Raw genomic sequence first — 22,511 nt, 5'->3', positions numbered from 1 at the left:
CCGACGGCTGGGAGTATTTGGGAAAATACCAATTTTCCTAAATGAGAGCAAGCTCATTCCGGCGGCTCCAGCAGGAAAGGATCCGATCATGAGCAAGCATGAAGTCATCGTCACCGATGAGAAGACCGTCCCCGTGACTGAGGCTATTCCTGGCATAGAGCTGGCGAATGAGCCGTCCCTTCCCGTCGCACCCAAGCCGACAAGAAAAATGCGCCCGATGCGCTGGCTGTTACTGGCAGGCGTCGCCCTCGCCGCCATGGCGGGTGCCGGCCATTATGGCTGGGACTATTGGACCGTGGGGCGCTTTCTGGTCACCACCGACGATGCTTATGTCAAGGCCGACAGCACCACGATCGCGCCCAAGGTGTCGGGCTATATCGCAGCGGTGCTGGTGAACGACAACCAACCGGTGAAGGCAGGCGAAGTGCTGGCTCGCATCGATGACCGCGACTTCAGGGTCGCACTCGAACAAGCCAAGGCGCAGGTTGCGGCCGCCAAGGCGACCATCGCCGACAAACAGGCGGCGCTGGTGGCCGAACAGGCCGAGATCGACGCGGCTCAGGCAACGGTCACGGTCGACCTCGCCAACCAGACTTTCGCCGAGCAGGAAGACAAGCGCTATACCGAGCTCGCCCAGAAGGGTTTCGGCAGCGTCCAGAATGCCCAGCAGGCCGCCTCTCGCATTGCTGCCGCCCGTGCCGCGGTCACGCGCGACACCGCCGTGCTCGCCAGGGCAACCAAGCAGCTTGATGTGAACCGGGCCGAACTGACCCAAGCTGAAGCCGCGCTGGCCGGGGCCGAAGCCACGCAGCATCAGGCCGAACTGAACCTCTCCTATACCAATCTCCTCGCTCCCATCGACGGTGTCGTCGGCAATCGCACTTTGCGGGTCGGCCAATATGTCCAGGCCGGTACGCAGTTGATGGCGGTGGTTCCCAGCCATGAGGCCTACATCGTCGCCAATTACAAGGAAACGCAGCTCACCGACGTCAAGGCGGGGCAGCCGGTCGAAGTTGAAGTCGATACCTTCCCCGGGCAGATCTTCAAGGGCCATGTCGACAGCCTTTCGCCTGCGAGCGGCCAGGAGTTTGCCTTGCTACCGCCGGACAATGCCACCGGCAATTTCACCAAGGTGGTGCAGCGCATTCCGGTAAAGATCGTGCTGGACGAAGCCAGTGCGCCATCGGTCGTGCTTCGCCCCGGCATGTCGGTCTATCCCTCGATCGACACCAGGGCCTCGACGACGCGGATCGCCTCGGCAACTGCTACCGCCACCAACTGAGATCCTCTTCACAAGAAAGCCATGGCAGGAGGCTGCGATGTCATCATCGGCCCAGACCGTTCGGCTCGGTTCTTCCATTCCCACCTCTATCGCCGCCAAGCCCGCCGACAAGGCCAGCACAACGGCCTGGATCGCTGTGCTTGCTGCCATGATCGGCGCCTTCATGGCGATCCTCAACATCCAGATCACCAACGCTTCGCTGCTCAACATTGAGGGCGGCATCGGCACTGGCGTCGACAATGGGGCCTGGATCTCGACCTCCTATCTGATCGGCGAGATCGTAGTCATTCCCCTCACCGACTATCTCAGCCGTGTGTTTTCGTTTCGGCGCTACATGCTGACCAACGTGGCGCTATTCGCCCTGTTCTCGGCCGCCTGCGCCTTCGCCCACGATCTCGGCACCATGATCGTATTGCGTGGCCTGCAGGGTTTCGCCGGCGGCGTGCTGATCCCGATGGCCTTCACCATGGTCCTGACCCGCCTGCCCAAGGGCCAGCAGCCGATCGGCCTTGCCATGTTCGCCCTGTCGGTTACCTTCGCGCCCGCGATCGGCCCGACCATCGGTGGCTATCTCACCGAGAATTATGGCTGGCAGACCATCTTCTTCGTCAACGCGCCGCCGAGCCTGATCATGTTCGCCGCGCTCTACTTCACGCTGGAAAAGAAGCCGATGCAGCTCTCGCTCCTCAAGGAGGGCGACTGGGCCGGCATCGTCACCATGGCGATCGGGCTTGCAGCGCTGCAGACCGTGCTCGAAGAGGGCAACAAGGATGATTGGTTTCAGTCGTCCTTCATCGTCAAGCTCGCCTTGACAGCGGCATTGTTCCTGAGCGCCTTCATCATCATCGAACTGACAGTCAAGAAGCCTCTGGTCCAGTTGCGCCTGCTCGCGCAGCGCAATTTCGGCATCGGCATCGTGGTCAACGTGCTGGTCGGGGTAGCGCTGTTCGGTACCGTCTACATCCTGCCGCAATATCTGGGCCAGGTGCAGCGCTACAATGCCGAGCAGATCGGCCTGGTGCTGGCCTGGACCGGCCTGCCGCAGCTCCTCATCATTCCATTCGTGCCGTTGCTGCTGAAACATTTCGACGTGCGCTTCATCGCTTTCGTCGGGATCAGCATTTTCGCGGCAAGCGCTTTCATGAATGTCAACCTGTCGCCGGACAATGCCGGCGACCAGTTCTTCCTGCCCAACATCGTGCGCGCCATCGGTCAAGCGCTGGTGCTGACGCCGATCAGCGTGATCACCACAGCGGGAATCGCACCAAGTGATGCCGGTGCCGCCTCGGGCCTGTCCAATATGCTGCGCAATCTGGGCGGTGCCGTCGGCACGGCTACGCTGGGAACGGTGCTCACCAAGCGCGAGCAGTTTCACTCCAATATCATCGGGCAATCGGTCACGCTCGTGCGCGATGAGGTGCGTGATCGGATCGATCACCTGACCCAGTATTTCATGGCGCATGGCGTAACCGATGCGATCCTTGCCCAGCACAAGGCCATCGGTGTGATCGGTGCAACCGTCCATCGTCAAGCACTCATCCTGGGCTTCGGCGACACGTTCGCCGTGATCGGGACCGTGCTGGCGCTCGCGGCAGTCGCCGTATTGTTCACCCGCAGGATCCCATCCGGTAGTGCCGGTGGCGGAGCCCATTGAAAGCACTTAGATCCAACGTCTCGGGCAAATCGTGTCGCGTTCGGCCAAGTCTTCGGCAGAATGCATTCGCCATGTTATATCAGATAGCACCGACTCCGTCGCGGCCACCGCCGCGCCAAAGGCGCTCCAGTGGCAGTGGCCGTGAGCGTGTCCTCCCGTTGCGCATGCGATCACTTCATGCCGCCGGTTGCAGTTAATTGGAGCGAGTCGCTCTGATCTCGAAAAATGACCGGGCCTTTTTGAACTCGTCACGGTGTGTTTTTACCCATGTTTTCACACTGGTCGGTACAAATCCCTCCTGGCCGGGCTGTGGAGTGAAAGACTTTGCCGGGATCGCATCCACGCCGTCGGAGGTCTCAGCAAAGTTGCGGAACTGAGGGCGACATGCTCGCCAGTAGTTTGCGTGGATTGGAAAAACAAGGCTAAAGTGCCCCTCATGAATGAGGTCCTTAGCAGGCTGGTAGCCGGGTTTGACCAGTCGGCGATATTCATAGCGCTTTACGATCAATTCGACCGTCTCCGGTATGCGAATGCCGCCTTTCGTTCGGCCTTTTTTATCGAGGAGCATGAGGAGCCGACCTGGCCGGAGATCATGCGTCGCAATTTCGAGGCGGGACGAGGCACGGTCTTGCGGATCGGCAATTTCGATGAATGGCTGATATCGACCCAGTCGCGACGGGGAAAGATTGCGTTTCGGGCCTATGAAACCGATCTCGTGGACGGTCGATGGCTATGGATGAAGGAAAGCGTTCTTGATGACGGCTGGATGCTTTGCGTGGCAAGCGACATCACTGCCTTGCATGCGCATACTCGGGACCTTCGGCAAGACCGCGATAGCGCGGTGAAGGTCGCCTATACTGATGAGTTGACCGGCGTTGCAAACCGGCGGTTTGTGATGGCCCGTATCGAGGATATGCTCCGACGGCAAGGTGCAACCGGGGGCCCGGTCGGCTGCTTGGCAATCCTCGACATCGATAATTTCAAAACCATCAACGACCGGTACGGTCATCCAGCAGGCGACCAGATTCTCCGAGCTCTCGCAAGCACGATCAGTTCCGGCTTGAGACGTGTAGATTGTTTTGGGCGGGTTGGTGGTGAGGAATTCGTCCTTGTTATGCCGCGGACCGATGGAAACGAGGCGGTCCTCATACTGGAACGCATGCTCGCACGCGTTCGGGTGTCCCAGCCCTTAAAGGATCATCGGGACCTCAGAATCACATTCTCGGCCGGCGTGACCGAAGCAGCTTCGGAGGACATTGCCCTCAGCCTATATGCCCGTGCAGACAAGGCGCTCTACCAGGCCAAAATGCTTGGTCGTAATTGCATCGTGCTTTCGGCCGGTGGTGAGGAGGATCTATCTGCGAACGGCTAGGTTCAGGCTTGGTTTTACGGACCGTCGCGGTCGCGCAGCGGCTTGGCAGGCTTTCCGCGTGTGGGGCTGGCAAGCTGGTCGACCTTGATGAACCGAAAGGAGGTGCGCCAGGTGTTTAGTCCCGGCATTTGAGGCCACGAAGTCGGAGAGATGGCTTTCGAGCTGTTCGTGGCGATCATAGTGGTAGCGCTGAACGGTCGCTTCCTTGATGGTCCAGTTCGTGCGTTCGACCTGCCCATTGGTCCAGGGATGGTTGGGCTTGGTCAGGCGATGTTCGCCTGGATAGCTGGCCCACGATCGTTTCGGGCGAACACTGACGTAAAACGATTCGAGAGATACACCATCAGGTGCACATGCTCCAATATCCTGTTAACTTATAGCGATGTGTATCGCACTCAGCACGACCTCGCCATTCTATTGCGGCGCAAAGCGTTTTTCATGCATTGAACGCCATTTATCAGTTTTTCACTCATTTAATATTGCATAAATTTTTTACTTCAATGCTTTTGTATAATGATTTTAATATCAAATACATGAAATTTTTATGATATGTTTATAATTCTAGTCGATCTTCCAAAAAATCCGAAGACTACTTAATTTAAATAACAAATATACTTATTTTTTCGGGAATATATATTCATATAATATTAGAAATATGGCTTATTGTTGAACGTCACGTTTGGGAATAATGTTCGATTCCTTGAGTAATATACCTTAAGGTAATCCCATGTTTTGGCGGAGATATTGACGCAAACGCTTTGATGGTTATTCATTGCGATATTGATTGTTTGATTGCGTGAAATGGCTTGTTCATGGAGCACCTTGCGAATCCAAGGGGTTTGTCTCGCCGGGTGGGAGGTTATCCTTTGGCAGTTCAACGTGACTCGTCAGGGAGAAGAAATCGACAAATCTCTCGCCGTTTCACAATCATATTCTGCACAAGCATAGTGCCTCTTCTGTGGGGCTGCAGTACGCCGCGCTCCGTGGTCTCCGATACCAGTTCGGTCACGGTCGTGCCGCCCGAGGCGGCCTTCGCCTCCCTGGGGCCGGGGGCGCCGCCGGTAATATCGATCGTCCAGACGACCTATGCCAATGCGACGCGCCAGGCCATCGCGCTCGCCACCGATGGAGCCGCGCCGGGACAAAACGAATTGCGGGTCGATGTTCTAGGCATCAGCAATTCGATTGCCGGTGTGGAGGACAGGCTAGCGGACCGACCGCTCAATGAAGAACAACTTGCCGGCGAGGCCCAGACGGCTCTGCCGGGAGTGCCCATGCGCCGTTCGCTGACCTATGTCCAGAACCAGTATGGACCTTTCGGCTATGCGCTCGGCCGGGCCGCCCGCGGTGAATTGTGCATCTACGCCTGGCAGCGCATCGCAACCCCGGATCTCGACGTGTCCCTGTTCAACCGGCGCGCCACCGTCTCCATCCGTCTTCGCCTGTGTCGTCCCAATGCGACCGAGACCAACCTCGTCGCCGCCATGATGGGCCTCAATGTCAACGCATCGCTGTCGAGCGGAAGTTGGTCACAGGCGCCACGCCCCCTGTCCCCGGATATCGGAGCCGCCGGCGCACCGATCGGGCCCTCGCCTCTGTCGGCAGCGCCTCCGCCGGCGGCTCCCGCCGCGGCGGTCCCTCGCCGTAAGCGAGCACCTGTGCGCGCCGGGGTGTTCGCCTCCCCACCACCTGTCATGGCCCCGGCTGCCACCGGCGTTGCCATTCCTCCCCCTCCCGCCGTGCAAGCGGGCGCCGGTTCCGCCGCCGTGCCGCCGCCACCCGTGATCCCGGCTCCTCCCCAGGGGACACAGCCATGACAAAAGCTCTCGTCGTCTTGTTCTGGTTGCTCACCTCTCTTTTCGTGCTGGTGCTGGTAACCTTGCCGATCAGCCAGCAGACCCATCTCATCGCGGGCACCACCGTGGTGATCGCGATGGCGCTCCTCAAGGCGGTCAAGCCGACCGGCGTCTGGCGCCTGATCGCGCTTGCCCTGGGAACATCGATCGTGCTGCGCTACGTCTACTGGCGCACCACCAGCACGCTGCCGCCGATAAACCAGCCCGAGAATTTCATTGTCGGGCTGATTGTCTATCTGGCTGAAATGTACTGTGTCGCGATGCTGGCGCTGTCGCTCTTCGTTGTCGCCACGCCGCTTCCGTCACGGGTGGCGCCGCGCCTGCGCGACGATGAACTGCCGAGCGTGGATGTCTTCATTCCCAGCTACAATGAAGGGGCCGAACTTCTGGCGGGAACGCTCGCGGCAGCATTGGGCATGGATTATCCGCCCGACAAACTGCATGTCTATCTCCTCGATGACGGCGGCACGGAGCAAAAACGCAACTCGAAAGATCTCCAGGCGGCAATGGAGGCCCAGCAGCGTCATGCGCAGCTGAAACGCCTATGCGAGGAATTGGGTGCCAACTATCTCACCCGTGCCCGCAACGAGCATGCCAAGGCCGGCAACCTCAACAACGGCCTCGCCCACTCCTCCAGCGATATCGTGGTCGTCTTCGACGCCGATCACGCTCCGGCCAGGGACTTCCTGCATAGCACCGTCGGCTTCTTCCGGGATGATCCGAGCCTGTTCATGGTGCAGACGCCGCACTTCTTCCTGAACCCGGATCCGATCGAACGCAATCTGCGCACGTTCCAGAAGATGCCGTCCGAGAACGAGATGTTCTACGGCATCATCCAGCGCGGGCTCGACAAGTGGAATTCCTCGTTCTTCTGCGGCTCAGCAGCGGCTCTTCGCCGCTCCGCTCTCGAGGCGACCGAGGGTTTCAAGGGCCGCAGCATCACGGAGGACTGCGAAACGGCCATGGAACTGCACGCGCGAGGCTGGCACAGCATCTATGTCGACAAGCCTCTGATCGCAGGCCTGCAGCCGGCGACATTTGCCAGCTTCATCGGCCAGCGTTCGCGTTGGGCCCAAGGCATGGTGCAGATATTGCTGTTCCAACGTCCTTTCATGAAGCGCGGCCTCAAGATCTCCCAGCGCCTTTGCTATATGTCGAGTATTCTATTCTGGTTCTTTCCCCTGGCGCGCCTCGTCTTTCTCGTCGCCCCGCTTTTTTACCTGTTCTTCAATCTTGAGATCTTCGTCGCCTCCGGCCAGGAGTTTCTGTCTTATACGCTCTCCTACATGCTGGTGAACCTGATGATGCAGAACTATCTTTATGGTTCGTATCGTTGGCCCTGGATTTCGGAACTCTACGAATACGCCCAGACGCTCTATCTGCTGCCAGCGCTGGCATCGGTCATCATGCATCCGACCAAACCGACCTTCCGGGTGACGGCCAAGGACGACTCCGTCCAGGAAAGCAGGCTTTCTGAAATAGCCTGGCCGCTCTTCGCCTTTTTCTGCGTGCTGATCGCCGGCATGGGCATGACGGTCTTCCGCCTGATCGAACAGCCCTACAAGGCGGATGTCACCTTGGTGGTCGGCATGTGGAACCTGCTGAACGTTCTGCTGGCCGGCTGCGCGCTCGGCGTGGTCTCGGAGCGTGGCGAGCGCCAGTCGAGCCAGCGCGTGAGGGCGGACCGGCGTTGTGAGTTGATACTCGGCGATACTGTCATTCCGGCGATGATCGAGAATGTCTCCACCAACGGTGCAGGCATCAGCATCGTCGGAGCCGTCAAGGGTCTCGAGCGCGAGAGCCTGTTGCGGATCCGCTTTACCCCATTGTCGCGATTGGACGGGAGGCCGGAATTGCCGGTGGTCGTTCGAAGGGTTAGTGCCGGCGCCGGAAGCACGACGATAGGAGTGCGCTTCCAGACGTCGGACCCGATCCATTTCCGCCTCGTAGCCGATCTCCTCTATGCAACGTCCGACCGCTGGACGGCCTTCCAGGCCGCCCGTCGCTACAATCCAGGCATCTTACGCGGCACCATCTGGTTCTACGCGCTGGCCCTCAAGCAAACGGTGCGCGGCCTGATCTATCTCTATCGTGCTTCCGTACCGGCCAGGGCCGATTCCCCGGTGCCGCAACAAAGGGCGGGAGAGCCAACGTGAGAGGCCTGATCTTCATCCTGGTCGCAATGGCGCTGCCGCTGGCAGGCCTGTCCCATGCCCGGGCTGATCAATCGGCATCTCCCTTCGACATGGCGCCCGAGAGGAGCAACGCGCCGGCGCCCGCCTTGTCGCCATCATTGCCCAGCCCGGTTCCCCCGACACCGACTGCCAATCCGGCGCCCCAGCCCGCTGCCCCGCCACCGGCTGTCGATCCGACACCCCCGCCCTCGCCGCAGGTGATTGCTCCCCCATCGGCACTGCCCAAAGTCGAAGCGGCTCAGGCCGAAACCTTCGACCGGCCTCTGATGCCTTTTCGGCATCTCGTCCTCGAAGGGGAAGTCGACAGCCGGGCCTGGTATGTCGTTCTGACCAAGAATCAAGTCGCGAGCCCGACCACGCTGACCTTGGGCTATAAGGCCTCCGTCGTGGTGGCGCCTGAAGCATCCCGCCTCATCCTGTCCATCAACAATCAGACGGTTTTCGATTCGCCGATCACGGCTTCCGACCAGACGGGCAAGCTTTCCGCCGAACTGCCTGCCAATCTTCTGAAGGCCGGGCCAAATCTCGTCCGGCTCCAGGTGGTCCAGCGTCACCGTACGGATTGCACTATCAACTCCACCTACGAGTTACGCACCGAAATCGACAGTGTGGCCACAGCCTTTCATTTCGCCTCCTCGGCAGCGGCGCGATTGTCGCGCGTGGAGGATCTTGCCGCCACGGCTCCCGATGCCAACGGCCTGACGCATTTGCGCATCATCGCGCCATCCCTCGGCGCCAAGGCGTCCGCTAACCCGATCCTGCGCTTCGCTCAGGCTGCTTCCATTCTCATCGGCATGCCCAACCTGGATGTTCTGGTTACCGATCGCACGGGAGATTCGATCGAGCCTGGAACCGTGACGGCCGTGATCGGCACCGTGGAGGAGGTACGGCCGTTGCTGCGCACCGTGCCGAGGGACGCCGATTCCCGCCCCATCGTGACATTCGTAGACGATCCAGCGCTCGGCCCGTCGACACTGTTGGTGTCGGGGCCCGATGCCGCTTCCGTCTCCAAGGCCGTCGACGCGGTCGGCGCGTTGGTCGACCGCCCGCGAGGAAACATCCGTGACATGCTCGATACGAGTCGGTGGTTCGCTCCAAATCCGCCGCTCCTGCTGCGGGAAAGCCATGTCAGGTTTGCCAGTCTCGGCGTTCCCACCCAGGAGTTCGCCGGCCGCCGCTTCAGGACCGAATTCCAGATCGGCTTGCCTTCTGACTTCTACTCGGTTTCCGCAGGCGAGGCGACGCTACTGCTGGATGCCGCTTACAGCGGCGAGGTGCTGCCTGGCAGCCATCTTGATATCTATGTCAACGGAAACATAGCCGCCACCACGCCTCTGCGAACCAGCGGTGGTGAAATCCTGCGACATCTGCCGATCCGCATTCCCATGACGCATTTTCGTCCGGGGCCGAACCGCGTCACCTTCGAGGCACAGCTCTTCACGACGATGGACTCGCAATGTGCGGCGGGACCGACCAAAGGCAATAATCGTTTCGCCCTGTTCGATAGCAGTGAATTCGTGATGCCGGACTATGCGCGCATCGCCCAGCAGCCGAACCTAGCAGCGCTGCAGGGCACTGCTTTTCCCTATAATGGTGCCGTCGATCCGGTGGCGCTGGTGGTCAGCAGATATGACAGCCCGGTGATGTCGGCAACCGCGACGCTTCTGGCGCGCATGGCTTTAGCCGCGGGGCGCTTAATCAACATCGACCCCAATGCGCCCTCTCTCGACGACCGCCATGCCCTCTTCGTTGCGCCGGCTCCGGATATTCCCGAGCAGGTGCCAGCGCAACTCAATCTCGATGAACAGCTGCGCACTGGCTGGAAACCCCACAACGATGAACCCATCCTCCCTTCGGCCGCTGCTGGAAATCCGCCGGGCCCGACGCTTGCGACGCTGCCCGTGGCCGCAACTGAACCCGCTGATACCCAGGAAACCTTCGATCGCTGGCGCGACACACTGAAAGCAGAAGGTGGTGGCTGGCGAGGCAATGTGAGTTCCTTTCAGGATTGGCTCCAGCGGACCTTCCAGGTATCCAGCCAGACCCTTCGCTTCCTGCCTAGCCGCGACGTGGCCTTTCATCCTTCGCGAGATACCTCGGCCATGATCGCACAAGGCCCGAGCCCAAGCGGCAACAAGACCTGGACGCTGCTGACGGCACCAAGCACCAGGGAACTGCGTGCCGGTGCCAATACCCTTACGTCCAGCCCGCAATGGTTTCAGCTTTCCGGACGCTTGGCGACCTACAATACCCGCCTTGCCGAAGTGCAGATCCAGCCTGTTACCACCTCCTCTCTCACCGCCACCCAACCTCTCTCCTTCACCAATCTGCGTCTGATCGCCGCGAACTGGCTCTCGGAGAACCTCCTGGCATTTGCATTCCTGCTTTTTGCGGCTTGCCTCCTGCTCGGCCTCGCGACAGCTTTGCTCTTATCCCGCATAGGCCGGAGAATCTCTCAATGATCGAGCGCCGCATGTTCGGCTCCGTTCGTCTGCTGGTTACCATCGCAATGATCGCGACATTCATGCTGACGGCCAGCCAGGGCGGGGCGGCCTCGTTTGGGCAGCCGGCCAAGCCCGGCACTCTTTCGACAGAGCAATGGCAGTCCTGGCGCGACCGCTTCGTGACGCTGGACGGCCGCGTCATTGATACGGCCAACAAAAGTATCAGCCATAGCGAGGGGCAGGGCTACGGTCTCCTGCTCTCGGTGCTGGCACTCGATCGCGCGACTTTCACGCGCATCTGGACTTTTACCCATAATGAAATGCTGCTGCGCGACGATGGGCTGGCGGTATGGCGCTGGGACCCCGACAGCAAGCCGCATGTCACCGACGTCAACAACGCGGCCGACGGCGACATCCTCATTGCCTATGCACTCGCCCTGGGCGGCAATCTGTGGGAGGTGTCATCCTGGACCGAAACCTCCCGCAACATGGCGGAAGCGATCGGACAGCGGCTTGTGCGCCGGGTTGGCGCGCACACCGTCCTCATGCCAGGCGTCAAGGGTTTCGGCCCGCAGGACAGGCCCGATGGACCGGTGCTCAATCTGTCCTACTGGATCTTCGAGGCTCTGCCGGTATTGGCGCGCCTGGCGCCCAATACAGACTGGAAGGCGCTGGCCGCGAGCGGCGAAGGACTGATACGGGATGCCCGCTTCGGCAGTGCCGAACTTCCTGCCGACTGGATATCCCTGAAATCAGCCAAGCCGGCCCTGGCGACGGGCTTCGAGCCTCGCTTCAGCTATGATGCCGTGCGGATCCCGCTTTATCTCCTGCGCGCGGGCAACAATGACCAGGCGTTGCTCAAGCCGTTCGCCAAGGCCTGGGGAAATGGCACCGCGGCACCGCCCATCTTCGATCTCGCGGGCGACAAGCAGATCGGCGCCATGGACGATCCAGGTTATCGGATGATCGGGGCCGTGCTGCAATGCGCTCTCGACCACAAGCCGGTTCCCACCGAACTGCGATCGCCGAAGCTGGAAGTGTACTACCCCGCCACCCTCTATCTGCTGGCCCTTTCGGCCGTTGCGCAACATTACCCGGAGTGCCTGTGAGACCGTTCGGCTTGCGTATCGTCATACCAGGATTGGTGCTGCTGGCCTTGGTTGCCTGGCAGATCACCGGTCCATGGCCCAAGCCGGACGCCCAATCATCTTCCTGGCGCCAGCAAGAGGCGGCGCCGTCAGCCCCTGTCATAAGGCCCGGAAGCGCCCAGGCCGCCGAGATCCTGACGCCAAGAAGCGACGAGCCTCCCCCTGCTCCCCCTCCGGCACCATCGGCGGCGCCCCAGCCGGCGGCCCCGCTGCAGCCCTCCCCCGCGCCAGCCGAAGCGGCACCTCCGCCGGCGGTGGCGGAACAAACCGCCAAACCGGCGGTCGATGAAACGGCGCTGCGCTATTTTGCGCGCCAGGGCGATACTCGGCGCCTGAACACCGAAATCGCGCGCTTGCGCTCGCTCTATCCAGATTGGGTGCCGCCCGACGATCCGCTCAAGGCGCCGCCGGTCTCCGACCCCCAGCTCGACTCCTTGTGGCAACTCTATTCGCAAGGGCAGTTCGCCGCTGCGCGCGCTGCCATCGTTGCCCGCCAGGGCAGGGAACGCGATTGGATCCCGCCCAAGGACCTGCTCGACCGTCTTGCGGTGGCGGAAACGCGCGAGCGCCTCGTGAACGCATCGAACGCCAAGCAATATATGACCGTAATCGAGCTGGCGACGATGACGCCCAGCCTGCTCACCTGCGGCGATGTCGATGTTCTCTGGCGCTTGGCCGAAGCCTTTGCACAGACCGATCGCAAGATGCGGGCCCAGGATGCTTACCGCTATATCCTTACCTCCTGTACCGATCCGCATGATCGTCTCTCGACCATGCAAAAAGCAATGACATTGCTGCCTCGCTCGGATATCGAGCCTTTGCTGGCTCTCGGCCGTTCCGGAACCGATGGAGACGAGTTCCGCTCGATCCGCGAAGGGCTGGCGCGCAACGCGGTTGCGGCCGGAGGCGCAGATCCCAAGCTGGTGGTCGATCCGTCCGACTTACGATTACTCGGCGACATCGCCAGGACCGACAAGTCGCCGGGGGATGCGCTGCTGTTGGGCGGTTATTTTCGCGGGCATGGCGATTCCACGCAGGCCGAGCAGTGGTATCGCCGGGCTTTCGAACGGCAGAATACGGCGGCTGCCGCGGAGGGCCTTGCCCTGGCCTTGATCGATCTCAAGCGGGCGGCGGAGGCGGAAGCCATTCTGGCTCCCTGGCACGATGCCAATGACGGGGCCCGCAAGAGCTATATGGCGGCGATCGCCAATCTGCTGGCCCAGCAGCCGCCGCCGGCACTGACCGCGGAGGTCCTCGCCCGCGTTGTGGCAGCCGTGGCGGCGCAACGTGATCCCGCCGCCGCGCAGCAACTCGGCTGGTTTGCCCATTACTATCGCCAGGAGGAGACGGCCGCCCGCTGGTTCGCGGCCGCCTTGAGCTGGAAGCCCGACGATGAACCTTCCGCCTACGGCCTCGCCATTGCCAATCTCGGCATGAACCGGCGCGACATGGTCCGAAGCGTGGTCAATGCCTGGGGTCAACGCTCGCTGCGCATTCGCGCTCTCCTCGATCCGGCACTCGCCCGTGAGTTGGCGCGAACGAACCCGCAGACCGGTCCGGCGACCCAGGCTCCCTGGACGGTTGGGATGCAGCAACCTTCCCAGCCATCGCAATTCCCGCAAGCGCCGGTTCTATCTGGGCCTGCGCCCCAGCAGCCCGTTTCGGGAGGGTCGGCGCCGGTCGCCGCGATGCTACCGGGACAAGTGCCGCAGGCGATGCCGGCCTCCCAGCCGCAGGTCTTTATGCCTGTGCCTCAAGCTGATCAGGGGCAATCGATCGCCGACCAGCCGATGGTGACCGAGAGGCCCGCCAGGCGCGCACCAACACGCCCGCGCCAGACCGCGGCCACGCCGGCCGCTACGTCTGCAGGACGAGGAAGTTGTCCTGGAGGGGTTGCCGGCGGATGGTGCCTGATGAAGCTCGATCGGCCGTCCGAGGCGGTCGTCGTCTTTCAGGCGGCCTTGTCAGCCGGATCGGCCCAGCAGAGGCAGGATGCCGCCTACGGCCTGTCTCTGGCCTATCTCAGGCTGGGCCTGACATCCCAGGCGGCCGCGGCCTCCACCCAGGCCTCTCAGCCGACCGGTAGGGCCAGGGAGCTCAATCTGTCCATTCTCACACAGCGCATCCTCAAGGACTATCAGGGGGGACGCTATGCCCAGGCCCTGATGGCACTGGACACGCGCGCCAGCCTTGCGCCGGAACAGACCGATCTCCTGATGTTGCGAGGCTGGTCCTATTTCCACCTGCAGCGCTTCGCCGAGGCGCGCCGCGTGTTCGAAGCGGTAGCCGCGACTGGCAACTCCGAGGCAGCGGGGGCCATCGAGGCCGTCAAGGAGGCCACCCATAGCCGCTTTTGAGAAGCGATGCCTATGGGTTCCGTGGCAGATCGGAAACGGAGAGATACCGGCGCGAACAACCCCCACAGTTGATGTTCAGTTGATCGCGGCAATCTCGCAGCGGGAGAGAGACTCAGCGCAGCTGCGCCAGCGCCCGGATGCGAGGCGAACGGCTGCCCCACGCCTTGACCACATCATTGAGGGCATCACGCCGCCCCATGGATCTGCTCACCACGGCGAAACCATAGGCCGAGGTTTCATCATCGGGGCGCCAGCTGAGGGCCGTCGCGAACCACCGAAGCGCCGTCACGTCCTGCTTGAAACTGTGGGCGTACCAGCCGAATTCCTGAGCCAGCGAGACGTCACGCTTGGCGGCTACGGCTGCCGCCATGCGCGACAGGGCACCCGGTGAGAGAGAAGCCGGAGGCCTGGCCGACAGGAGATCGGCCGTGATCCGCAGGTAAGTCCTGCGCGCCTCGTCGTCGTTCTTCTGCCAGGGAGAGAGAAGGGTCTCCGCCTCTGCCGGCCGTTTGAGCGCAAGGAGGGCGACAGCCAGCGCATTTGCCGAAGAGGCGGAGGCGTTCCGCGCGAAGGCGAGACGATACCAGTGCTCGGCCTGCACAAAGTTGTCGCGGTGCAGGAAGAAATTTCCCATCAGCAAGGCGTCGGCAGCCGCGCCATTGGCCTCGGCCATGGCCTGGAAGAGCTTGAGATCGGCCGCGCCGAGCGGCTTGGCCGGATCCTCGGCGGCGGCCGTGACAGCATCTCGGGCGAATGCCTCGCGGATGGAACGGAACCCGTCGCCGGTGCTTGCGTCTGCTCCCAGAGTTTGCAGCGGCCCGAGTTCCGAGGGGGAGAGCCAAGCGGCGGCTTTCTGCAGCGTTGCCAGCCGGATATCGGGATCGCTGCACTTGGTGAGAATGTAACGATAGGCATCCAACGCCCGGCTTCGGCGATCCGTTTGTCCGAATGCCTCGGCCACGCGCCAGAGAACCTCGACATCGCCGCAGGTGAGCAGACTGGGTGTGGCGGCAGCGAGGGTGACCGCCTCAGCATATCGTTTGGCATTGGAGGCCGCGAGAATGCGTTCGCGTGTATCCGCAACCGTTACCCTGGCCATCAGGTCCCGAGGGGGAGACCAGTTCGGCTCGGACCTTTGGCGCAAGGCGACGGCTTCTCGGACGGCTGCAAGCCGCCCCTCGGCATAAAGTTGCCACAAGGTGGCGAGTCTTGCGTCGGTCGTCGACGGCGACTGGGAGGGAGACTTTGGCGGAACCCAGCCGGGATAAAGAGACTGCAGGCGCGTCACTTCGCTGATGTACCGGCTGGTTTCGCCATTTCGCGCGAAATAAGCCAGGGCTGTCTCATCGACGTGACGATCCCCAGCCGCGCCATCTTCCGCCGTATCCCCGGGAACCAGTGTCCGAACCGTTGTCGAGCCCGTCGTCGCTTTGCTCTCGACAGGCGCTGCCGGAGGAGCAGCCGGCGACGGCTTCGCGGCCATGGGCGCAAGGGGAATAATCGCCGAGCTTGACGAGGCGGGGCTTGCGGCAGACGGATTGGCCGGCTGATGGACCGTGAAGCCTGGAGCCGGCTTCGACGGCGCCAGTGGAATGATCGCCAAATCCGATTGGGATGGCGCCGAGCGCGGGGTCTCTGGAGAGACGGCAGGTGCCGGACCTGACGTCAAGGGGATGATGACCTGCCCCTCTCCAGTCGCCCTGGCGGGAGGCGGGCTTTGTACTGGCGCAGCGGGGATGACGGCTCCTGCGGCGGCGGGCGCGGGCAGCTGTTTCTCGGCACCGTCCGCAGCGACGATCGTCACGACCATCGCGACAAGGGCCACACTCCCTATCCTTATGGCCTTTCTTCTGCAGTCAACGGCGATGTCATCTTTGCCCGGCATGCGCTTTCCCTGTCGTCTCCCTTCACCAGGTATGGCGCAGGCCGGCAGTGGCCTTGAGGACATGGTTTTCGCTGCCCGAGCGAGGGCCGAGCGCCATCGAATAGCCCGCTTCGCCATAGAGGACCCAGGCGGCGCCCCAGGCATAATAGCCACCTATGCCGATGTCACCCCACAGCCGTTGATTTCGTTGGGTGAGAAAGGTGCCGCCGATATCCAGTCTCGTACCATCGAGGATGGCATAGTCGAGGCCCGCCGTGCCGTAGATCAGAAGATTATGTGCCTGGCCGCCGGCGTCCCGCCAGCTGGCAAGCTTTTCGAGCCGGAGACCGCCAAGGCCATGCAGGCTCTCGGCCCGGTCGAACCGGACAGCGGCACCAGAGAGATCGGTGAAGCCATCCACGTGCACGTCGGTATAGGCCAGTCGTGCCCATGGGACGAGCGTCCAGTCCGGCGCCAGGCTGTAGCGCTTTCCCACCTCCAGAGCAGCTGCGGTCGCCCAACCTTCGCCATGGCCTCCGACCTTGTCGGAAAGGCTGCTCTCGAACCAGGTGAATTGGCCGGTGAGATCGGCGTAGAGGCCGTCATTGCCATGCCAGGTGACGTCGGCTCCCACACCATAGCCGGTTGTCGAGATCCTGCCCCTCCGCGCCATTCCAGTGACCGGATCGCGGGTCACATCGATCGTGGCTTTGGAAGTGCCTATGCTGGCGTAGAGACCGACGGTGGCAAAGCCGGCGGTCGTCTCCAGAGCGGTTCCTTCATAGCCCGCTTGCATGAAGCCCAGCCATTGCCTGTAGGCGCTGCCCTGTCTGGGATCATAGGAGGCGGCCTGGCCGCCTATCCGGCCCCAGGCGCCAGCGCCCTGCAATATCGGCTCTGCCACGCGGCCGGCCCAGCAATCATCCGGCCGACCTGCCATCTCCGGCCTCTGCCCCAGGTTCCCGCCGGGTGGGCATCGCGGCGGAATGCGGCTGGCGTTGCGTTGCTGCAGCATGGCGAGGGTGGCTCCGGCAAAGTTGCCCAGAATGTCTGGGTAGGCGACCGCCGTCTGGGCCGACGCACTCAGTCCCACCGTGCGCAGATACCAGTCCTGGTCGTTGACGCTCGAGCCGACCCCTCCTTTGAACAGGTTGTAGTCATAGGCGCCGGCCGCGACGACCGACGCCAGCGAGAAAGCATTCGGGTCGGTCGTAGCGCCATCGGCGGCAGCCACGACGCGGATACCGTTGCCGACGGTCGCAGCGCCCTGGCCGCCGGCATTATGGATCGCAAGAATGGAATGTCCGCTCGCCGTGCCCCCGTTTATGGTCAGAAGGTCCGAAGCCGAATTGTCCGCGCCGAGATAGGTGTTGAGGACAATGGCGCTGCCCTCGCCCCCGACATAGGAAGCAACGCTCAGAACATTGCCGACGCCGGTGCCGGCCACTTTGGCCACGCCATTGTTCAACAGGGTGCCATTGACGGTAAAGGTCCCGGAATGTCCGTTCCCGAAACCATCGATCGCATTGGCGACCGCAACGATGCCGCTATTGGTCAAGGTCCCGGTGACGCTACCATAGCCGCCCAGCATTGCCCCGGCAGAAACCTCTATGCCGCCGCCGCCGCTCAGGGCCGCACCGGCGTGGGCCGCATCGCCAACGGCCAATATGCCCGAGGCGACACGCGTTCCGCCGGCATAGCTGTTATCGGCATTGGTGATCAGCATGCCCGATCCCTGGCTGACCAACGCGCCGCTACCGGTGAGGGGACTGGAAGTGGCGATCCGAAATCCTGCATTGTCGATCGTCAGGTTTCCGGCCTGGATGTTGAGCTGGGTTCCGGAAAAGCCCGAAATGAAAGCATCGTTGTTCGCGAGAGCCTTCAGGACGCCGACGTTGAAATTGACCTGGGCCGTGCCCTTGCCGGCCGTCAGGGCAAGCGTTTGCAACTCCCCCTGACTGCCAAGGTTGAGCGTCCCTTTGCCGGCCACTTGCGATGCCACGAGAACGCCACCCGTAGCGACCATCCTACTGCCATCGATGACGTCGAGCCTGCCTGTGCCCTGGTCCCCGATTGTCACCGCACCGCGGGCGATCCATGAGGAACCCGAACCAGCGATGACCGCGGTGCCGCTACCGCCTGCTTTCGAACCGATGGAGGCCGCGGCACTCACAAGCGCTCCGCCAGTATCGATGTTCAAGAGAGCCGTGCCGGCATTGCCGATGGTCAATGCCCCGGCATTGGTCCAGACAGAGCCTTCTCCCGCGATGTGCGCCGTGCCGCTTCCGGTCGCGGTATTGCCGAGAATACCGGCATTGGTATCGACGCGCCCTGCGTTTACCACGGTCAATATACCGCTACCCGCATCGCCGATCGTCACCGCCTTACTGTCGGTCCAGCTCGACCCCGCGCCATCCACCGTAACCGTACCGCTTCCGCCTGCGGCCCCGCCAATGATACCGCCGCCGCTTCTGGCGGTTCCGGCTTCGCTGACGATCAATTGCCCGATGCCGGCCAAGCCGATGGTGAGCGTTCCCGTCGAGATCGACGACCCCTTCCCGGCCACCGCCACCGAACCGCTGCCATCCTGGCCGACGCCGAGCGTGACATCGTCCGCGCGGACTGTGCCGCCGGCATTGACGGACAGCGTCCCGACAGCATGCACGCCGACACTCAGATCGGCCGTCGTCAGTGTCGATCCGTTCTTGCTCACCGTGGCCTCGCCGGCGCCATGATCGGCGATGGTGATCTCGCTGTCGGCGCCGATGGTGCCGCCATTGGTCACCAAGAGGCTGCCCGCCCCGTCGGCGCCGACTATCAGAAATGAATCGCTGTGGAAGTTCGAACCGTCGCCGTCCACCGTCAGTACGCCGGACCCTGTGGCCCCACCGATGCTGACACCCTCGGCAGCGTTGGCCTGTCCGCCGGCGGTGACCGTCAGCGAGCCCTTCCCTCCTGTGCCGATGGCGATCCCTCCTTCGACGGACAGGGACGAACCGCCGCCATTGACCGCGAGGCTCCCCGAAGAACCATCGAGGCCCGCGATCGTCAGATCGTCACCGGCAATGACCTTGCCGCCATTCTCGACCGTGAGCGCGCCGTCGCCGGACCCTGCGATCAGGAAAGAGGAACCAACCGACAGGGTAGAACCCTCACCGTCGACCGTGATGGTCCCGGTGGAGCCGGCCTGAGCCGCCACCACGACAGTGCCCGCTTCGACAGAACCGCCGCCCTGCACGATCAGCGCGGCTTTACCGGCATTCCCGACCTCGAGCTCGTTCTGTACGGTGAGAGCCGAGCCGTCCCCAGCGACGGTCACCGTTCCCTGTGAGCCGGCTTCATCCGCGATCACGCCGCGGTCGGATAAAGACAGCGTGCTTGCGGCCTGGATGGTAAGGGCGCCCACGCCACTGGAGCCGACCGATAAATCTGCGACATTGGCCGGCGCTTCGGCGCCTGAAACTCCCAATATGACAGTATTGGGCGTGGTGGTGTCGATGCTGACGGCATCGCCGCTGGTCGGCAGCGTGGCGGGCGTCCAGTTGGCCGCATTCATCCAATCATTGTCGACGGCGCCCGTCCAGCTCTGTGCCCTCAACGAGGCCGGGCGAACAATGCAGGTCAGCATCGTCGTTGCCAAGCAGATCGTCAAAACAGATGCAAGCGTGGCACATTTTCTTCGTTGCAATGTGTCACCCAACGCCGTGAATCGCGTCTTCCAGGAAGAATTACTATCGAAAAAATGACGCGAGTTCTATGCGGCTTGCGCATGTCTCCGCATAAAATTTCTGCAGGGTTGGAGTGTAAGCGGGTGTCTTTCTATTGGGAGTTGGCGCTCCACGAACTCGCAATTTTTAGAAGGCCTTGGTTGTTCAATCCCGGCATGCCATGGGCTGGAGGGCGAACGCTGCCGGTCCGAATGGCCGGAAAGTTATATCAAAGGGCAGTGTCGCAGATCGAAGAACAATCGTCTGCACGCAAACTGGCATTCGTTTGATGGCACATCAAAGATGTCGCAGAACGAAGTATCCAACAACAAATAGAATCCTGCTGGAGCTACATCTCGTCGACGACCGGCCCGATATGTGTGCCGGTCCTCAGCGCGTCATTCACGACGATGAGACGTTCGCCGACGGCTGCCACGAACTTGCCACGGATCCCCTCCGTGACAATTAGCCGGGAGGAGGCGGTGCAGCGTTGAGCGGTTGAGAACCTGAAGCCGAGATCGTCCATCGAGCGGGTCGGTTGTTACCTTCCGGCCCTTGCCGTACGCCAGGGCAACATTCCGATATAGACATATCTCACACCAAGCTCACTCTGCCGGTGGCGATGTCATAAAGGCCGCCCACGACCTTGACTTTACCCTTGGCAACGAAATCGGCGATGATGGGACCTGCTTTCTCGAGCTTACGCACATTGTAGCGTATGTTCTGAAGGGTTGCTTCGGCAAGGGCATCGGAGGCCTTGGCCTTTTCGGCACGATCGATAGCCGGCTTGATGGCTCCAACAAGTTGCGGAAGATGGCCTGGCAACGCGACCTTGTCCTTGAGCACCTTGATGGTTGCGGCCACGGCACCGCAATTGGAATGCCCCAACACCACAATGAGCGGCATGCCCAGGAACTTGACACCATATTCTAGGCTGGCCAGACCGTCGTCATTGACGAAATTACCTGCGACGCGCACAACGAAAAGATCGCCGGGGCCTTGGTCGAATGCCAGTTCGGGAGCAACACGCGCATCCGCGCAACTCACAAGGCCAGCAATGGGATACTGCGCGCTGGAACGAGCCTCTCGTCCTGCCGAATAATCACGATTCTGCGACGAGTTGCTGGCGTAGCGCGCGTTGCCTTCAAGCAGCCTTTTCAATGCTTCGTCGGGTGATATGGTGTTCTGAGCGGGGGGTGTCTCTGATTGCTGCGCTGCAGCGGGCAAGGCGAGCCCGCCAACAAATGCGCCAGCAAGGCCGGTCGCCAGGAGTCTGCGGCGCGTCAGGGATATTGCATGTTGGTCGCACATAGAACCCATCCTGGTATATTGAGCATGCGCCAAAGAACTGTGGGGTTCTTAGCTGTGCCGGTGTGAGATGATCGATACCCCTCGATGGTGAGCGCAAAGAACTGGAATCCCGAGTCCAAACTTTGCAGGATTCTTTATATTGAAGCTTGAAGCACATGCGGACTTACCAATATCCGTTCGCCGCCCTGCACGGCGGCTGAGCGAATCCTTCATGCGCCGCGCCGCCAGTTTGCGTCTGGCGCCGGGGTTCAAGCCGGCTGTAGCTCGCTATTGCCATCGCATGACTGCTAAGCCGCCTGTCGTATGGCCGATTTATAAGCTCTTCGATCAGTTTGAACGCTATGTCGCTGCCTATCTCCTGATTCATAATTATTATGCTTGGCGTGAAGGCCAGGGCCCTTCACCGACGCTGGCAGCTCTCCAGAAGGTCACTCCGTCGAGCGCCCGCCAGACAGCAGGCTTCGTCGCGGCGTTGAAAGCCGGCCGCTTCCTGGAAAGCACGGTCGAACCTGCTGGTGGTCGAGGAAAACCGCTCAAACCCGCCGCCGTGATGGTGGAGGAAATTGGACGCTCCGGCCGCCTCTTCGTCTCGGCCTTGGATGAAATCGAGACCTGGCGGCCAGCCTGGGCCATTGCCCTGACGGATGTCGACAGGCTGGGCGTACTCCTTCAGCGCTCCGCAGCTTTCGTCCTCGGCGACGGCACCCTCATCCACCCTTTCCAGCGGGTCTTGCATTTTGCTGGCCGGGATTGCGGCTATCCGTTGCTGACGGCCATCATCGGTGCCCACTACGCCGCGACCGTCAAGGAGTGTCCCCAGGCCGTTCCTCTCAGCCTGCGCGCTTTGGCTGCGCGCTTTCAGGTTTCGCGCGCTCATGTCGGCAATTTGCTGGACGAGGCCAGGCAGGCAAATTGGTTCGTCATCGAAGCCGGGAGCCTCATTCATCTCGAGAACGATCTCCTGGTCGAATTCGAGAACTGGGCTTGTTGGCAAATGCTTCACTATGGCGAGATAGCGGCGACGCTGGAGCAACCGGCAACGCCTGCGTGAGCAGCAAACATCAAGTCTGCTAGAGCTGTACTGGATCGAACAGACGAGACTTGAACGAGCTGGCACCAAGGCCACTTCAGCTCGCCACACGCAAGAACCGCCCCGGTCAATCAGATCAGGACGGTCATTGATTTATGACAGAATTGGTTGCGGGGGCAGGATTTGAACCTGCGGCCTTCAGGTTATGAGCCTGACGAGCTACCGGGCTGCTCCACCCCGCGGCAGGTATTAGAGTTGTTTGTCATGGTTTATTGAGAAGTTTGCTTTGCA

At 61.7% G+C, this 22,511-nt stretch carries 12 protein-coding genes, 1 tRNA gene and 2 pseudogenes; 9 read left to right on the top strand and 6 right to left on the bottom strand.

Translation table 11 applies throughout. The features are described from left to right. Positions 1-88 precede the first annotated feature (88 nt). From C5L14_RS00075 to C5L14_RS00065, 3 genes are all read left to right on the top strand, one after another. Positions 89-1,282, top strand: a complete 1,194-nt coding sequence (locus tag C5L14_RS00075; protein ID WP_105859998.1) for an HlyD family secretion protein — start codon at positions 89-91, stop codon at positions 1,280-1,282. Positions 1,283-1,319: 37 nt separating this feature from the next. After that, positions 1,320-2,936, top strand: coding sequence for a DHA2 family efflux MFS transporter permease subunit (locus tag C5L14_RS00070; protein ID WP_105859997.1), 1,617 nt, complete (start codon positions 1,320-1,322; stop codon positions 2,934-2,936). 436 nt (positions 2,937-3,372) lie between these two features. Further along, positions 3,373-4,308: a sensor domain-containing diguanylate cyclase gene (locus C5L14_RS00065; protein ID WP_105859996.1), complete on the top strand. Its 936-nt coding sequence runs from the start codon at positions 3,373-3,375 to the stop codon at positions 4,306-4,308. Between the two features lie 135 nt (positions 4,309-4,443). Here the strand turns inward: C5L14_RS00065 and C5L14_RS00060 are convergent. Then, a pseudogene (locus C5L14_RS00060) lies at positions 4,444-4,584 on the bottom strand (integrase core domain-containing protein); the annotation flags it as partial. Between the two features lie 671 nt (positions 4,585-5,255). Between C5L14_RS00060 and bcsN the strand changes: the two are divergent. From bcsN to C5L14_RS00035, 5 genes are read left to right on the top strand one after another with little or no spacing between them, the layout of a single operon-like run. Then, entirely contained in the window at positions 5,256-6,125 is an 870-nt protein-coding gene (bcsN, locus tag C5L14_RS00055; protein WP_181160942.1) for a cellulose biosynthesis protein BcsN, read from the top strand. Next, positions 6,122-8,320 carry a UDP-forming cellulose synthase catalytic subunit gene (gene bcsA, locus C5L14_RS00050; RefSeq protein WP_105859994.1) on the top strand — a complete coding sequence of 733 codons (2,199 nt, stop codon included), beginning with the start codon at positions 6,122-6,124 and terminating at the stop codon, positions 8,318-8,320. Before bcsN ends, bcsA begins: the two co-directional genes overlap by 4 nt. Next, positions 8,317-10,821, top strand: coding sequence for a cellulose biosynthesis cyclic di-GMP-binding regulatory protein BcsB (locus C5L14_RS00045; protein WP_105859993.1), 2,505 nt, complete (start codon positions 8,317-8,319; stop codon positions 10,819-10,821). The genes bcsA and C5L14_RS00045 overlap by 4 nt, the downstream gene beginning before the upstream one ends. After that, positions 10,818-11,912, top strand: coding sequence for a glycosyl hydrolase family 8 (locus tag C5L14_RS00040; protein WP_245443132.1), 1,095 nt, complete (start codon positions 10,818-10,820; stop codon positions 11,910-11,912). The genes C5L14_RS00045 and C5L14_RS00040 overlap by 4 nt, the downstream gene beginning before the upstream one ends. A gap of 11 nt (positions 11,913-11,923) precedes the next feature. Next, a complete protein-coding gene (locus C5L14_RS00035; RefSeq protein WP_146126792.1) occupies positions 11,924-14,308 on the top strand; it encodes a cellulose synthase in 2,385 nt (794 codons plus the stop codon). Positions 14,309-14,420: 112 nt separating this feature from the next. On the opposite strand, the gene C5L14_RS00030 is transcribed toward C5L14_RS00035, so the two are convergent. From C5L14_RS00030 to C5L14_RS00015, 4 genes and pseudogenes are all read right to left on the bottom strand, one after another. Then, complete coding sequence (locus C5L14_RS00030) at positions 14,421-15,452, bottom strand: hypothetical protein (RefSeq protein WP_146126791.1); 1,032 nt, start codon at positions 15,450-15,452, stop codon at positions 14,421-14,423. A gap of 763 nt (positions 15,453-16,215) precedes the next feature. Continuing rightward, positions 16,216-19,800: an autotransporter outer membrane beta-barrel domain-containing protein gene (locus tag C5L14_RS00025; RefSeq protein ID WP_105859990.1), complete on the bottom strand. Its 3,585-nt coding sequence runs from the start codon at positions 19,798-19,800 to the stop codon at positions 16,216-16,218. A gap of 434 nt (positions 19,801-20,234) precedes the next feature. Beyond that, positions 20,235-20,384, bottom strand: a pseudogene (locus C5L14_RS00020) (aldehyde dehydrogenase family protein); the annotation flags it as partial. A gap of 89 nt (positions 20,385-20,473) precedes the next feature. After that, positions 20,474-21,190, bottom strand: coding sequence for a carbonic anhydrase (locus C5L14_RS00015; RefSeq protein ID WP_105859989.1), 717 nt, complete (start codon positions 21,188-21,190; stop codon positions 20,474-20,476). A 211-nt stretch (positions 21,191-21,401) separates the two neighbouring features. Between C5L14_RS00015 and C5L14_RS00010 the strand changes: the two genes are divergently transcribed. After that, positions 21,402-22,241, top strand: coding sequence for a hypothetical protein (locus C5L14_RS00010; RefSeq protein ID WP_245443130.1), 840 nt, complete (start codon positions 21,402-21,404; stop codon positions 22,239-22,241). A 144-nt stretch (positions 22,242-22,385) separates the two neighbouring features. Here C5L14_RS00010 and C5L14_RS00005 read toward each other — a convergent pair. Further along, positions 22,386-22,462 (bottom strand) — tRNA-Met (locus tag C5L14_RS00005). Positions 22,463-22,511 lie beyond the last annotated feature (49 nt).

The organism is Labrys okinawensis (assembly GCF_002982075.1).
Lineage (GTDB): Bacteria > Pseudomonadota > Alphaproteobacteria > Rhizobiales > Labraceae > Labrys > Labrys okinawensis_A.
The sequence above is the reverse complement of the archived record's forward strand: the minus strand, read 5'-3'. Positions and strand labels throughout refer to the sequence as shown.